1 protein-coding gene is annotated in these 17,090 nt (G+C 68.2%); it reads left to right on the top strand.

The window, feature by feature from the left end:
* On the top strand, positions 1 to 17,074 hold a 17,074-nt coding region (locus AB0L58_RS33395), incomplete at its 5' end, for a non-ribosomal peptide synthase/polyketide synthase (protein ID WP_364393195.1).
* Between the last annotated feature and the right edge of the window lie 16 nt (positions 17,075 to 17,090).

Below are 17,090 nucleotides of genomic sequence, written 5' to 3'. Positions count from 1 at the left end.
GTACCTCGGCCGCACCGACTTCCAGGTGAAGCTGCGTGGTCTGCGCATCGAGCTGGGGGAGATCGAAACCGCGCTCACCGCGCACGATTCGGTGGCGCAGGCGGTGGCACTGGTGCGTTCGGATGCCAGGACCGGCGATCAGCTGGTCGGCTATGTGGTGCCCGCGAACGGCGCCACCGTCGACATCGACGTACTGCGCACACACCTGAGCGCGCAACTGCCGTCGTACATGGTCCCGGCGGCGCTCATGGTGCTCGACGCCATGCCGCTGAACCCGAACGGCAAACTGGATCGCCGCGCGCTGCCCGAACCCACCTTCGAGGCCAAGGAATTCCGGGCACCGTCGACCCCGATCGAAGAGATCGTGGCCGATGTCTTCGCCCAGGTGCTCGGTCTGTCGACCGCGGACGGCGCGCGTCCGATCGGTTTGGACGACGACTTCTTCGACCTCGGCGGCAACTCGCTGATCGCCACCCAGGTGGTCGCGCGCCTCGGCGCCGCACTCGACACCCGCGTTCCGGTGCGGATGCTGTTCGAGGCGCCGAATGTGGCCGCGCTCGCCGCGCGGATGGAGGGCCAGCAGGGCAGTGGCGGGCGTCGGGAACTGACGGCCGGGCCACGGCCGGAACAGATTCCGCTCTCGCTGGCCCAGCAGCGGATGTGGTTCCTCAACCGCTTCGACAACCAGACCGCCGTCAACAACATTCCGCTGGCGGTCCGGCTCACCGGCGCACTCGACACCGATGCGCTGCGCATGGCCGTCGCCGATGTGATGGACCGGCACGAGGTGCTGCGCACCGTCTACCCGGAGACCGCCGACGGCCACGGCGTGCAGGTCGTCCTGCCCACCGGTCAAGTCCACCTCGACCTGACCCCGCTCGTGGTGTCCGAGGCCGATATTCGTGATCGCATCAGTGAACTGGTGTTGACCGGCTTCGATGTGACCGCCGACGTTCCGGTGCGCGCCAAGCTGTTCCGGCTCGAGGCGTCGATGGACGGCTCACTGCCCGATACCCACGTGCTGGTCCTGGTGGTGCACCACATCTCCGGTGACGGCTGGTCGGTGCGTCCGCTGGCGCGCGATGTGATGGTCGCCTACTCGGCCCGCACCCGCGGCGAATCGCCCGCCTGGGCGCCGCTGCCGGTGCAGTACGCCGATTTCGCGCTCTGGCAGCGCGACACCCTCGGCTCCGAGGACGATCCGGAATCGCTGATCGCCCAGCAGGTCGCGTACTGGTCTCGGAATCTGGCCGGACTGCCCGATCAGTTGGATCTGCCGTCGGATCGCTCGCGTCCGGCCGTCGCGTCCAACCGCGGTGATGTCTACGAATTCGGCATCGACGCGCAGTTGCTGGCCGAGCTCAACGCCCTGGCCCGCGCGAACGGCGCGAGCCTGTTCATGGTCGTGCACGCGGCGTTCGCGGCACTGCTCGCGCGCCTTTCCGGCAGCGACGATATCGCCATGGGCACCGCGATCGCGGGTCGTGGTGAGGCCGTGCTCGACGATGCGATCGGCATGTTCGTCAATACGCTCGTGCTGCGCACGCAGGTCGATGCGGGCGCGTCCTTCACCGATTTGGTCGCGCGGGCACGGGAAACCGATCTGGCCGCCTTCGGCCACGCCGACCTGCCGTTCGAGCGCCTGGTCGACATCCTCAACCCGGCTCGTTCGCAGGCCCGGCATCCGCTGTTCCAGGTGATGCTGTCGTTCCAGAACACCGGTGAGGCATCGTTCGAACTGCCGGGTCTCGAGGTGGCCGGGGTACCGCTCGATGTGGTGACCGCGAAGTTCGATCTGCATCTGAACCTCGCGGACCGGCTCGACGCGGCCGGGCACACGGACGGTATGACCGCCGAATTCGCCTACGCGACGGATATGTTCGACGCGAAGACGATCGCCGGTGTCGCGCAGCGCCTGGTCCGGCTGCTGCATGCGGTGGTCGCGGATCCGGCTGTCGCGGTCGGTGATGTCGATCTGCTCGATGCCGGCGAGCGCAACAAGGTGCTCGAAAAGTGGAACGAGACATCATATGTCGTCGATGCCCAGGCCACGCTGGTCTCGATGTTCGAGGAGCAGGCGGCCCGGAGCCCGCAGGCGACCGCGCTCACGTTCGAGGGGACGAGTCTGTCCTACGGTGAGTTCACCGCACGGGTGAACCGCCTGGCCCGGCACCTGGTTTCGCTGGGTGTCGGACCCGATTCGATGGTCGCGCTCGGCATGCGTCGATCCTTCGAGCTGGTGATCGGCATGTACGCGGTGAGCGTGGCCGGTGGCGCGTATGTGCCGCTGGATCCGGATCATCCGGCCGAGCGGACCCGGTACGTGCTGGACACCGCGCAGCCGGTCTGCGTGCTGACCACCGCCGCCGACGAGTTCGACGCGGGCACCACGACGGCGCTGGACATCGCGGCGCTGGATCTCTCGGCATACTCCGGCGAGCCGTTGATCGATGCGGAACGCCTTGCGCCGCTGCGGCCGTCGAATACCGCGTACGTGATCTTCACCTCGGGTTCGACCGGTCGGCCGAAGGGTGTGGCGGTCAGCCATGCCGCGATCGTGAACCGCCTGGTGTGGATGCAGGCCGAATACGGGCTGGATCGCGGCGATGTGGTGCTGCAGAAGACCCCCGCCACCTTCGACGTATCGGTATGGGAATTCTGGTGGCCGCTGCAGGTCGGCGCGCGTCTGGTCATCGCGAAGCCGGACGGCCATCGCGATCCGGCCTACCTGGTGCGCATCATTGCCGACGAGCAGGTCACCACGGTGCACTTCGTGCCGTCCATGCTGTCGGTCTTCGTGGCCGACGACCGCGCGGGCGAATGCTTCGACCTGCGCAATGTCTTCGCCTCCGGTGAGGCGCTGCCCGCGGTGACCGCACAGCGGTTGCGCGAGCTGACCGGTGTCTGGCTGCACAACCTGTACGGTCCGACCGAGGCCGCGGTCGACGTCACCTATCACGAGGTGACCGACGCCGATACCGTTTCGGTCCCGATCGGCGCTCCGGTATTCAACACCCAGGTGTACGTGCTGGATTCGCGGCTGCACCCGGTCCCCGTCGGTGTCGCCGGTGAGCTGTACCTCGCGGGCGAGCAGTTGGCGCGCGGCTATGTGGCGCGTCCGGATCTCACCGCGGATCGCTTCGTCGCCAACCCGTTCGGCACGGGCGCGCGCATGTACCGAACCGGTGACCTCGTCACCTGGACCGGCGCCGGTGAGCTGGAATACCTGGGCCGCACCGACTTCCAGGTGAAGCTGCGCGGTCTGCGCATCGAACTGGGCGAGATCGAATCGGCGCTCACCGCGTTGGAGCCGATCGCGCAGGCGGCCGTGCTGGTCCGCTCCGATGAGCGCCTCGGCGATCAGCTGGTCGGGTATGTGATCGCGGCGGCGGATCGTACGGTCGATATCGACCAGGTCCGGGCCGAACTCGCGGGCGAGCTGCCCGCGTACATGGTGCCCACCGCCTTCGTCGTCCTGGACGCGTTCCCGCTCAACGCCTCCGGCAAGCTGGACCGCAAGGCACTGCCCGCGCCGGTATTCGAGGCGAAGGTATTCCGCGCACCGTCCACCCCGATCGAGGAGATCGTGGCGGGCGTCTTCAGCGATGTGCTCGGCGTCGCGCGCGTCGGCCTGGACGATGATTTCTTCGAACTCGGCGGCAACTCGCTGCTGGCCACCCAGGTGACCGCGCGCATCGGTGCGGCACTCGATACCCAGCTCGCGGTCCGCGACCTGTTCGAGGCCTCGACCGTCGCGGCGCTGTCGACCAAGGCCGAACACAATGCCGGATCCGGGCGTAGCCGACCGCGGCTGGTCGCGGGGGAGCGCCCGGCCAGGGTGCCGCTCTCGCCCGCGCAGCAGCGGTACTGGTTCCTCAACCAGTTCGATACCACCACCTCGGCCGTGGACAATATTCCGCTCGCGGTGCGGTTGACCGGTGCGCTGGATGTGGCGGCGGTGCAGCAGGCGCTCGGCGACGTATTCGCCCGGCACGAGGTGCTGCGGACCACCTACCCGAGTTCGGCCAGTGGTCCGCACCAGGTGATCCTGCCCGCCGACCAGGCCGTGCCGGAGCTGACCGTCATCGATGTCCCGGAGTCGGACCTGGTCCGCACGGTGATCGAATTCGCGCTCACCACCTTCGATGTCACCGTGCAGGTGCCGCTGAAGGTGGCCCTGTTCCGGATCGCCGAGCAGGATTATGTGCTGGCGTTCACGGTGCACCATGTGGCGGCCGACGGTTCGTCGATGGGGCCGCTGGCCCGCGATGTCATGGTGGCGTATGTGGCACGGGCCCAGGGCGAGATCCCGCAGTGGCAGCCGCTGCCGGTGCAGTACGCCGACTACGCGCTGTGGCAGCGCGCCGTGCTCGGCTCCGAGGAGGATCCGGAATCGCTTGCGGCACAGCAGGTCGCCTACTGGCAGTCCGCGCTGGCGGGTATGCCCGATCAGCTGGAGCTGCCCGCCGACCGGCCGCGCCCGCGCGCGCAGTCGTTCCAGGGCAAGGCGATCCGCTTCGAAATCGCACCGGATAAGCACGCCCGGTTGCACGAACTGGCGCGGGCCAAGAACGCCTCGCTGTTCATGGTCGTGCACGCGGCGCTGGCCGTACTGCTCGCGCGGCTGTCGGGTACCGACGACATCGCGGTCGGCACCCCGATCGCGGGTCGCGGTGAACGCGAACTCGACGATCTGATCGGTATGTTCGTCAACACCCTGGTGTTCCGGACGGTCATCGAGCCCGGTGCTACCTTCGTCGACCTGCTCGCCGATGTGCGCGAACGGGACCTGGAGGCCTTCGCGAACGCCGATGTGCCGTTCGAGCGGCTGGTCGAGGTGCTCAACCCGGAGCGTTCCACGGCGCGCAATCCGCTGTTCCAGGTCGGACTCTCGTTCCAGAACCTGGCCGAGACCACCTTCACCCTGCCCGGACTCTCGGTGAGCGCGGTGAACTTCGATTCGCAGCTGGCCAAGACCGATCTGCACGTCACGCTGTACGACCGCTACGCCGAGGACGGTACGCCCGCCCAGATTCTCACCGAATTCGGTTACGCCACCGACCTGTTCGACGAGGCGACGGTGCAGGGCTTCGCCGACCGCTTCGAATTGGTGCTCGACGCGATACTGGCCGACCCCGACGTGCGGGTCGGGGAGATCGATCTGCTCTCGCCGGACGAGAACACGCGAATTCTGCATGCCTGGAACGACACCGCGCACGAGCTCGATATCGACGCCTCGACCACGCTGGTGTCACTGCTGGACGCCACGGTGGCGGCGAGCCCGGATGCGGTGGCACTGGTAGCCGAGGACACGACGCTCACCTACGCCGAGTTGGACGCCGACGCCAACCGCCTGGCGCGCCATCTGATCGCCCTCGGTGTCGGCGCGGAGGACCGAGTGGCACTGGCCATTCGGCGTTCGGTGGATCTCGTGGTCGCGATGTACGCGGTGGCGAAATCGGGTGCGGCGTATGTGCCGATCGATCCCGATCAGCCCGCCGAGCGCACCGACTACATCCTGGGCACCGCGGCTCCGGTCTGCGTGCTGACCACCGGCCGTGACGCTTTCGGCAGCGCCGTGACCGAGGTGCTTTCGATCGACGAGCTGGATCTGTCCGGCGTCGCGGACGGTCCGATCACCGACGGTGAACGGCTGCGGCCGCTGGCGGGGGCGAATACCGCGTACGTGATCTTCACCTCGGGCTCCACCGGCCAGCCCAAGGGGGTGGCGGTGCCGCATGCGGCGATCGTCAACCAGTTGCTGTGGAAGACTGCCGAATTCGGCCTCGGTGCCGATGACGCGGTGCTGCTCAAGACCGCGGCCACCTTCGACCTGTCGGTCTGGGAGTTCTGGTCGGCGGCCGTATGCGGTGGCCGGTTGGTCATCGCCGACGCCGACGGTCACCGCGATCCCGCGTACCTCAACGACCTGATGCGCTCGACCGGCGTCACGACACTGCATGTGGTGCCGTCGATGCTCGACGCGCTGCTCACCGAATCCGGTCGCCGGCTGCCGGAGTCGTTGCGGCGGGTGCTGGCGATCGGTGAGGCGCTGCCCGCGACGACCGCGCAGCGCTTCCGGCGGGACAATGCGGCCGAGCTGTTCAACCTCTACGGCCCCACCGAGGCCGCGGTGTCGATCACCGCGCACACCGTCACCGATGCCGACACGGTGTCGGTGCCGATCGGTGGTCCGGAGTGGAACAGCCAGGTGTACGTGCTGGATTCGCGGTTGCGTCCGGTGCCGGTGGGTGTGTCGGGTGAGTTGTATCTGGCCGGTGCGCAATTGGCGCGCGGTTACTTCGGGCGCGTGGATCTGACGTCGGATCGGTTCGTGGCCGACCCGTTCGGGGCGGGCACTCGGATGTACCGCACCGGTGACCTGGTGGCCTGGAATGCCGCCGGTGAGCTGGAGTACCGCGGCCGTACCGACTTCCAGGTGAAGATCCGTGGTTTCCGCATCGAGCTCGGTGAGATCGAGGCGGCCCTGTTGCGACAGCCGGAGGTTTCGGCGACCGCGGTGCTCGCACACACCGACCCGAATCTGGGTGACCGGCTGGTCGCCTATGTGGTGCTCGAATCCGGTGAGCTCGACAACGCGCAGCTGCAATCGGCGTTGGCCGCCGAACTGCCGTCCTACATGGTGCCGTCGGTCTTCCTCGCGCTCGATGCGCTGCCGTTGAACGCCAACGGCAAGCTGGATCGCAAGGCATTGCCGGCGCCCACCTTCGAGAAGGCGGTCTTCCGCGCGCCGGTCACCCCGATCGAGGAGATCGTCGCGAATACCTTCGCCGAGGTGCTGCACCTCGGTTCGGGAGCGCAGGCGCGAAAGCTCGGCCTGGATGACGACTTCTTCGCCTGGGGCGGCAACTCGCTGCTCGCGACCCAGGTCGCGGCTCGCCTCGGCGCGGCACTGAATGTCCGCGTCCCGGTGCGGCTGCTGTTCGAGGCGCCGACCGTCGGCGCGCTGGCGATCCGGGTCGAACAGCAGGCCGACGGGCCCGAACGGCACGCGCTGATCGCCGGTCCACGGCCGGAACATATTCCGCTGTCGCTGGCGCAGCAGCGGATGTGGTTCCTCAACCGCTTCGACACCCAGTCCGCCGCCTACAACATCCCGATCGCGGTGCGGCTGACCGGCGCTCTCGATGTGGCCGCACTGCGCGCCGCTATCGCGGATCTGGTGCGCAGGCACGAGGTGTTGCGCACCATCTACCCGGAGACCGAGTCGGGACCGGTGCAGCTGATTCTGCCGGTGGGCCAGGCGATTCCGGAGCTGGATATCCGGACGATCACCCTGGACCAGGCCGAATCCGCCGTGATCGAGTTGATTTCGGCACCGTTCGACGTCACCGTAGAGGTTCCGGTGCGGGGGCGGTTGTTCCAGCTCGAACCCGCTGACTCGGCGGAGAATGCGGCTCCGGAATACGTGATCGCGATGGTCGTGCATCACATCGCCGGTGATGGCTCCTCGATGGGACCGCTGACGCGCGATCTGATGACGGCGTACGCGGCGCGCGCGGCGGGTGTCGCACCCAACTGGGCGCCGCTGGAAGTCCAGTACGCGGATTACAGCATCTGGCAGCGCGAACTGCTCGGCAGCGAGGACGATTCGGAATCGCTGATGTCCAAGCAGCTCGCCTACTGGCGGACCGCGCTGGCCGAGCTGCCGGAGCAGTTGGACCTGCCCGCGGATCGCCCGCGGCCCGCGGTGCAGTCCTTCGCGGGTGGCACCGTCGAGGTGCGCATCGACGCCGAAACCCACCGCGGTCTCGGCGACCTGGCGCAGGCCGAGGGTGCGACGCTGTTCATGGTGGTGCACACGGCGCTGGCCGTCCTGTTGTCCCGGCTCTCCGGCACGCAGGACATCGCGATCGGTACGCCGATGGCGGGCCGGGGCGAGGCGGCGCTCAACGATCTGATCGGTACGTTCATCAACACCCTGGTGTTCCGTACCCGGCTGGAGCCGGGCGAGCCGTTCGCGGATCTGCTCCGGCGGCAGCGGGAAACCGACATCCAGGCGTTCGCGAATGCGGATGTGCCGTTCGAGCGTTTGGTCGAGGTGCTGAACCCGGTGCGGTCGCAGGCGCGCCATCCGCTGTTCCAGGTGGGTCTGTCGTTCCAGAACCTGGCCCAGACCACCTTGGAATTGCCGGAGCTCACGGTCTCCGGTGTGGATTTCGATACCCGCCTGTCCCAGTTCGACCTGCACCTGATCCTCACCGACCTGTACGACGAGTCCGGGGCTCCCGCGGGCATCACCGGCGTATTCACCTACGCCACCGACCTGTTCGACCGGAGCACGGTCGAAGGGTTCACCGACCGGTTCTCCAGGCTGCTCGGCGAGATCATCGCTACGCCGCGCACGACGGTGGGCGATCTCGAACTGCTCACCGCGGTGGAGCGGGAACGGATGCTGGCCGGCTGGAACGCCACCACGCATCCGGTGGCACCCGAACTGCTGCTCGACGGCTATCGGCGCGCCGCGGCGGCGCACCCGGATGCCGTAGCGGTGGTGTACGAAGGCGCCGAATCGGCCCACCCGTCGCCCGACCACCACCCCTCAACAACACTGACCTATCGGGAATTCGACGAGCGGGTGAACAAGCTTGCCCGCCTGTTGATTTCGCAGGGTGTCGGTGCCGAGTCGCTGGTCGGTCTGGCCGTCCGGCGCTCGCTCGACCTGGTTGTCGGCATGTACGCGATCGTCGCGGCCGGTGGCGCGTATGTGCCGCTGGATCCGGATCATCCGGCGGAGCGGATCGCGCACATCCTGGCGACCGCCCAGCCCGCGTGCGTGGTCACCACCGCGGCCGACGCGGTGCCGGTCCCGGCGGACATCCCGGTGCTCGAACTGGATTCGCTGGAGCTGGACGGGTTCTCGTCCGCTCCGATCGAACCCGCCGAGCTGCTGCGTCCGGTCACCCGGGACAACCCGGCCTACGTGATCTTCACCTCGGGTTCGACCGGTCGTCCGAAGGGCGTCGCGGTATCGCATGGGGCGATCAACAACCAGATCGAGTGGATGCTCGCGCAGTACCCACTCGGCTCGGATGACGTGTACCTGCAGAAGACCGCCACCACATTCGACGTCTCGCTGTGGGGCTATTTCATGCCACTGCGCGCGGGCGCGAAGCTGGTGGTCGCCACCCATGACGGCCATCGCGACCCGGCCTACGTCGCGGATGCGATCGCCGCACACGGGGTTACGGTCACCGACTTCGTGCCGTCCATGCTGACGGTGTTCGCCACCCAGCTGGCAGCGGGCTCCTGCCCGACCCTGCGGGATGTGTTCGTGATCGGTGAGGCGCTGCCGCCGGAAACGGTGACGGCGTGGCGGGCCGTTTCGGATGCGGTGCTGCACAACCTGTACGGGCCGACGGAGGCCGCGGTGTCGGTGACCTACTGGCCCGCGGGCGACACCGATGTGCGCACCGTGCCGATCGGCTTGCCGCAGTGGAACACCCAGGTATACGTGCTGGATTCGCGGCTGCGTCCGGTGCCCGCCGGTGTCGCCGGTGAGCTGTACCTGGCCGGTGATCAGCTGGCCCGCGGTTACGTCGCGCGGCCGGATCTGACCTCGGATCGCTTCGTGGCCAACCCGTTCGCGCAAGGCCAACGGATGTACCGCACCGGCGACCTGGTGGTCTGGCGCGAACCGGCGGATGCCGGTCAGCGCCTGGAATACCTGGGGCGCACCGACTTCCAGGTCAAGTTCCGCGGCCAGCGCATCGAGCTCGGCGAGATCGAGACGGCGCTGCTCGCCCATGCCGCGGTGAGCCAGGCGGCAGCACTGGTGGCCGCATCGGCGCTGGGCGACCAGTTGGTGGCGTACGTGGTGCCCGCGCCGGAGCAGTCGGTCGACCAGCGAGAGCTGCTGGCCGCGGTGTCGGATGTGCTTCCGGCCTATATGGTCCCGGCGGCCATCGTCGTGCTCGACGCCTTCCCGCTGAATTCGAGCGGCAAGCTCGACCGCAAGGCACTGCCCGAACCGACCTTCACCAGTCGCGAATTCCGGGCCCCGGCAACGCCGGTGGAGGAGATCGTGGCGGGCGTCTTCGGCGATGTGCTCGGTACCGAGCGCGTCGGCGCCGACGACGACTTCTTCGCCCTCGGCGGCAACTCGTTGGTCGCCACCCAGGTGGTCGGTCGGCTCAGCGCCGCGATCGGTGGGCGGGTACCGGTGCGCGCGCTGTTCGAGGCGCCGACCGTGGCGGCCCTTGCGGTGAAGTTGGAACAGCTGTCCGGTGTGGGTGAGCGCCGGGCGCTGGTTGCCGCGCCGCGGCCGGATCCGGTGCCGTTGTCGTTGGCACAGCAGCGGATGTGGTTCCTGAACCGCTTCGACACCGAATCGGCGGCCTACAACCTGCCCATCGCGGTCCGCTTGACCGGCGCGCTGGATGTCGACGCGCTGCGGGCGGCCATGGCCGATCTGATCGGCCGGCACGAGATTCTGCGGACGGTGTACCCGGAGACCGCGGGCGCCCCGGCGCAGGTGATTCTGCCGGTGGCGCAGGTTGTTCCGGCGCTGGAGCTGCGGCCGATCGCGACCGCGGAGCTGGAATCCACGGTGATCGCGGTGATGGCGGCGCCGTTCGATGTCACCGCCGAGGTGCCGGTGCGGCTCGAGCTGTTCCAGGTGACGGACGCACCCACCGACGCGGCCGAATTCGTGCTGGTGCTCGTGGTGCACCACATCGCCGGTGACGGTTCGTCGATGGGCCCGCTGACGCGGGATCTGATGACGGCGTACGCGGCCCGCTCGGTCGGCGAATCCCCCACGTGGGCGCCGCTGCCGGTGCAGTACGCGGACTACGCCATCTGGCAGCGGGAGCTGCTGGGCAGCGAGGACGATCCGGAGTCGTTGGCGGCCAAGCAGATCGCCTACTGGCAGTCGGCGCTGGCCGATGTGCCGGATCAGCTGGATCTGCCCTCGGATCGCCCGCGTCCCGCGGTACAGTCCTTCGCGGGCGGCAAGGTCGAGCTGAGCATCGACGCGGAAACGCACCGTGCGCTGGTCGCGCTGGCCAGGTCCGAGGGTGCGACGCTGTTCATGGTGGTGCACACCGCGTTCGCGGTACTGCTCTCGCGGCTCTCGGGCACCGATGACATCGCGATCGGCACCCCGATGGCAGGCCGCGGTGAGGCCGTGCTCGACGATCTGATCGGCATGTTCGTGAATACCTTGGTATTCCGTACTCAGCTGGATCGCAATGAGTCGTTCACCGAGCTGCTCGGACGCCAGCGGGAAACGGATATCCAGGCGTTCGCACACGCGGATGTGCCGTTCGAGCGTTTGGTCGAGGTGCTGAACCCGGTGCGGTCGCAGGCGCGCCATCCGCTGTTCCAGGTGGGTCTGTCGTTCCAGAACCTGGGGCGGACCACGCTGGAACTGCCCGGACTCACGGTGGCCGGATTCGATATCGACACCCAGCTCTCGCAATTCGACCTGCATCTGATCGTGGCGGACAGCTACGCGGAGGATGGCACCGCGTCGGGTATCGGCGGGTACTTCACCTACGCCAACGACCTGTTCGACGCGGATACCGTCCGTGGCTTCGCCGATCGTTTCGCCCGCGTGCTCGCGGAGATCATCGCGGCACCACGCGCGGCGGTCGGTGACCTCGAGATCATGGCCGCGGACGAACGCCGCGAACTGGTCTCCGGCTGGAATGCGACTGCGCACCAGGTGGATTCGTCCGCGACGCTGGCATCGCTGCTGGATCGGACCGTGGCGGCCACGCCGGACGCGGTGGCGCTGGTCGGCGACGACGGCACCGCCGTGGCCCACCCGTCGCCCGACCACCACCCCTCATCGAATCGCTACGCGATGCTGACGTATGGCGAGCTCGGCTCCCGGGTGAACCAGCTTGCTCGGCATCTGATTTCGCTGGGTGTGGGACCGGAAGTACGGGTAGCGCTCGCGCTGCGCCGCTCGGTGGACCTGGTGGTCGCGATGTACGCGGTGACCCAGGCCGGTGGCGCGTACGTGCCGCTGGATCCGGATCAGGCGGGCGAGCGGACCGACTACATTCTCGAGACCGCTCGGCCACTGTGCGTGGTGACCAATGCCGACACCGATTTCCAGACCTCGGTGACCGACATTGTTCGGATGGACGCGCTCGCGGATGTCGCGGATGCGCCGATCGCCGATGCGGAGCGGATCGCGCCATTGCGCGCGGCGAATACCGCGTACGTGATCTTCACCTCGGGCTCGACCGGTCGGCCCAAGGGGGTGGCGGTGCCGCATGCGGCGATCGTCAACCAGTTGCTGTGGAAGACTGCCGAATTCGGCCTCGGTGCCGATGACGCGGTGCTGCTCAAGACCGCGGCCACCTTCGACCTGTCGGTCTGGGAGTTCTGGTCGGCGGCCGTATGCGGTGGCCGGTTGGTCATCGCCGACGCCGACGGACATCGCGATCCGACCTACCTCAACACACTGATGCGCGATACCGCCGTCACCACCTTGCATGTGGTGCCGTCGATGCTGGATGCCCTGCTGATCGAATCGGACGGGCAGCTGCCCGAGTCGTTGCGGCGGGTGCTCGCCATCGGTGAGGCGCTGCCCGCCGCTACGGCGCAGCGGTTCCGGGAGTCGAATACGGCCACCCTGTTCAACCTCTACGGTCCGACCGAGGCCGCGGTCTCGATCACCAACCACGAGGTGACCGATGCGGATACCGTGTCGGTGTCGATCGGTGCGCCGGAGTGGAACAGCCGTGTCTACGTGCTCGATTCGCGGTTGCGTCCGGTGCCGGTGGGTGTGTCGGGTGAGTTGTATCTGGCCGGTGCGCAATTGGCGCGCGGTTACTTCGGTCGGGTCGAGCTCACCGCGGAGCGGTTCGTGGCCGACCCGTTCGAATCCGGTGCTCGGATGTACCGCACCGGTGACCTGGTGGCCTGGAATGCCGCCGGTGAGCTGGAGTACCGCGGCCGTACCGACTTCCAGGTGAAGATCCGTGGTTTCCGCATCGAGCTCGGTGAGATCGAGGCGGCCCTGCTGCGACAGCCATCGATCGCCTCGGCAGCGGTGCTCGCGCATACCGATCCGGCGCTCGGTGACCGCCTGGTCGCCTATGTGGTCCCGGCGATCACCGGCGAATTCGACAAGGATGCGCTGCAGTCGGCACTGGCCGCCGAGCTGCCGTCGTACATGGTGCCGAGCGTCTTCCTGGAGCTCGAAGCCTTGCCACTCAATGCGAATGGCAAACTCGATCGAAAGGCGTTGCCGCAGCCCACCTTCGAACACGCCGCCTTCCGCGCGCCGGTCACCCCGGTCGAGCAGATCGTGGCCGGTGTGTTCGCCGATGTGCTCGGCATCGAACGGATCGGCGCCGACGACGACTTCTTCGCACTCGGCGGTAACAGCATCCTGTCGATCCAGCTGGTATCGCGAGCGAAGACGCTCGGTGTGGTGTTCTCGGTGCGCGACGTCTTCGACCGGCGCAGCGTCGCCGGACTCGCCGCGATCGCCACCTCGACCGCGGATCTGCAGCCGACCATGGCCGAGCTGCCCGGCGGTGGGATCGGTGAGATCCCGCTGCCGCCGAGCGTCACGGCGGTGCTCGCGAACGGTACGGCATACCAGCGCTTCTCGTACGAGGCGGCGGTGGCACTGCCGAGCGAACTCGACGGGGATCGGCTGCGTGCGGCGATCGCCGCACTGGTCGACCGGCACGATGCGCTGCGCACGCGCTTGCGTCCGGTGGGCGAGGGCTGGGAGTTCGAGGCGCTCGAGCGCGGTGCCATCGATGTCGATGCACTGGTGCACGAGGTCGGTCTCGATACCACCCTCGACGAGGACTACGGCTATGACGAGCTCATGCGGCTCGCCGACAACGAACGCGCGGCCGCCGCGGATCGCCTCGATCCGGCCAACGGTGTGATGGCGCAGTTCGTGCGCTGCAGCGCCGACCGGCTCGACGGCGGCAATTTCATGCTCGTCGTGGTGCACGGCTTCGCGGCCGATCCGAAGTCGCTCGGCGTCCTCACCGGCGATCTGCTCGATCTGCTCGCGGACGACCAGGTCGCGCTGCCGGAGGTCGGCACGTCGCTGCGGCGGTGGGCATACGGCCTGACCGAGCAGGCGGGTGACCGCGCCACCGAACTGCCGTTCTGGCATGAGGTTTCGGCCACCCCCGATCCGCTGCTCGGCGCGCGGGCCTTCGATCCGGCGCTGGATACCGTCGCCACGACGCGACGGGTTCGTATCGAGGTGCCGACGGATATCTCCGAGGTGCTGCTCACCACGGTGCCGACGCGGTTCCACGGCGGCGTGCCGGACGGGCTGCTGTCGGCATTGGCCATGGCGCTGCTGCGCTGGCGCGGCGCACAACACGGATCGGATGTGCTGATCCGGCTCGACGGTGACGGCCGCGTGGCCGTCCCCGGTGCCGAATTGTCGCGCACCGTGGGTGCTTTCACTGCCGCCTATCCGGCCCGGCTCTCGCTGGGCGGAATCGATCTGGCCGACGCGTTCGACGGCGGCGCTGCCGCGGGTTCGGTCATCAAGTCGGTGAAGGAACAGCTGCTCGCGGTGCCCGATCAGGGCGTCGGCCACGGGCTGCTGCTCAGGGGGATGGCAGTCGGCGGAGCCGACGGGGTGGGTGAGCAACTGCCACCGGCTGGTCAGGTCGGCTTCCGGTACCAGGAAGCGGCGATCAAGACCGAGCGCGCTGCCGCGATGCCCGCGAACGGGGCGCTCGATATCGCCGTCACCGTCGGCGACGAGGACGATGGTCCGCGGCTGCTGGCCACCTTCGAGTTCCCGGTCGGGCTGCTGTCGCCGGAGCGGGTGCAGGAGTTGGCGGAGCTGTGGGTCGCCGCGCTCGCCGCGTTGGCGAAGCATGCGCAGCGGCCGGACGCCGGTGGCCATACGCCGTCGGATCTGCCGCTGGTGCAGGTGGGCCAGGCCGATATCGAGCTGTGGGAACAGACCTACCCGGGCCTCGACGATGTCTGGCCGGTCTCGCCGCTGCAGTCCGGTCTGCTCTTCCACGCGCTGATGACCTCGGCCACCCTGGACGTCTACACCATCCAGGCCGTGGTGCAGCTGGCCGGAACGGTGGATGTGGCGCGGCTCAACGCGGCCGCGCAGGCCATCCTGGATCGGTACCCGAATCTGCGCACCGCATTCGTCACCGACTCCACCGGTCAGGTCCGGCAAGTCGTGCTCGATCGGGTGGAAGTGCCGTGGCGCGTCGTGGATCTCACCGAACTGCCGGAGGCGGAGCGGGCCGAGGAACTGCGGCGCCGGATCGAGGCGGACCACGCGGAACGCTTCGATATGACCGCCCCGCCGCTGGTGCGCTACACGCTGTTGCGCACCGCCGCGGAGGAATGGTCGCTGGCGATCACCACGCATCACGTGCTGCTCGACGGCTGGTCGATGCCGCTGCTGATGCGGGATCTGTTGGTGCTCTACGCGACTCGTGGCGATCAGTCGGTGCTGCCGGAGGTCTCCTCCTACCGCGACTTCCTGGACTGGCTCGCCACCCGCGATCAGGACGCGTCGTTGCGGGTCTGGGCCGAGGCCTTCGACGGTGCGACCGAACCGACCGAATTGGCCGCGCCCGCGCGGACGGCCGAAACCTTCGAGACCGCCAAACTGATCACCCGGATCGACGCCGACCGCACCCGTCAGCTGACCAAGCACTGCGCCGAACTGGGCATTACGGTCAACACCCTGGTGCAGGCGGCCTGGGGCATCCTGGTCGGCCGGCTCACCGGCCGAGCCGATGTGGTGTTCGGCGCGACGGTGTCGGGTCGGCCCGCCGAGCTGACCGGCGTGGAGTCGATGGTCGGTCTGTTCATCAATACGCTCCCGGTGCGGGTGCGTATCGATGACCGGGCGACGATCGGCGATCAGCTCGAGCGGTTGCAGCGCGAGCAGGCCGAGTTGCTCGACCACCACTACGTCGGTCTGTCCGATATCCAGCGGGCCGCCGGAATCGCCTCGCACTTCGACACCCTGCTGGTGTTCGAGTCGTATCCGATCGATCGGGAGGCGATCGCCGCGGCGAGCTCGATCGATGGCATGTCGGTGACCGATGTCGGTGTGGATAGTGCGACGCACTACCCGCTCACCCTGCAGGTGACCGCGGAGTCCACCCTCGAATTCACCCTGGAGTACCTCATCAGCCGGTTCACCGCCGATGAGGTGGAAACCCTGTCCACCAGGCTGATTCGGGTACTGGACGCGCTGGTCGGCGATGCCGCCGGACTGGTCGGTGATATCGATATCCTCGATGCGGATGAGCGGGCTCGCCTGCTCGTCGAATCCGGTATCGCGACAACGGCGCCAGCGCCGGAACCGGTGGGCCGGGTCGGTGCGCGCACGGTGTCGAGGGTGCTCGCCGAGGTGGTCGAGGCGGATCCGGAGGCGCCCGCGCTGCTGGTCGAGGGCGACGAAATCGCCTACCACGAGCTGGATCGTCGTTCCTCGCAGCTGGCCAGGGTGCTGATCGCGCACGGTGCCGGGCCCGGCGATGTGGTGGCCCTGGCGCTGCCGCGTTCGGTGGACGCGGTGGTCGCGGTCTGGGCCATCCAGAAGGCCGGTGCCGCCTGCTTGTTCGCCGGTGATCTGAGTGCCGCCGAAATGGCCACCGCCGGGGCCATTTTCGGTATCACGCTGGAACCGGTCGACGGCCCGATCAACTGGCTGGTCCCGAGCGATCCGGCAGTGCAGGCAGAATTGGCCACGGCCCCATCGCATCCGGTCTCCTACGCCGATCGGGTCCGCCCGCTCGCCGAGGAGCACCCGGCCTTCGTGGTCCTCGCGGCCGACGGCACGGTCCGTGCCTTCAGCCAGACCGAGGCACTCGAACAGGCCGAGCAGGTCCGCTCGGAGTACGACATCGATTACGAGTCGACGACCTTGACCACCGCCGTCTCGGGCCGAGTCGCGTTCCTCGAATCCCTGTCCGCGGCGACCGCCGGTGCCCTTTCGGTGCTCCCCAGCACGGATGACATCGCGGACGACCTGGCCGACGGCGAGGTCACCCACTGGTTCGTCACCGTGAACGAGCCGACGGATGCCGCGGATGAGGACATCCGGATCGTGGTCGTCGAGTAACCAGGACCGCCCTGGG

Source organism: Nocardia sp. NPDC052112, from assembly GCF_040680135.1.
In the GTDB taxonomy this organism is placed as follows: Bacteria; Actinomycetota; Actinomycetes; order Mycobacteriales; family Mycobacteriaceae; genus Nocardia.
This window is presented reverse-complemented; position numbering and strand designations above follow the sequence as displayed.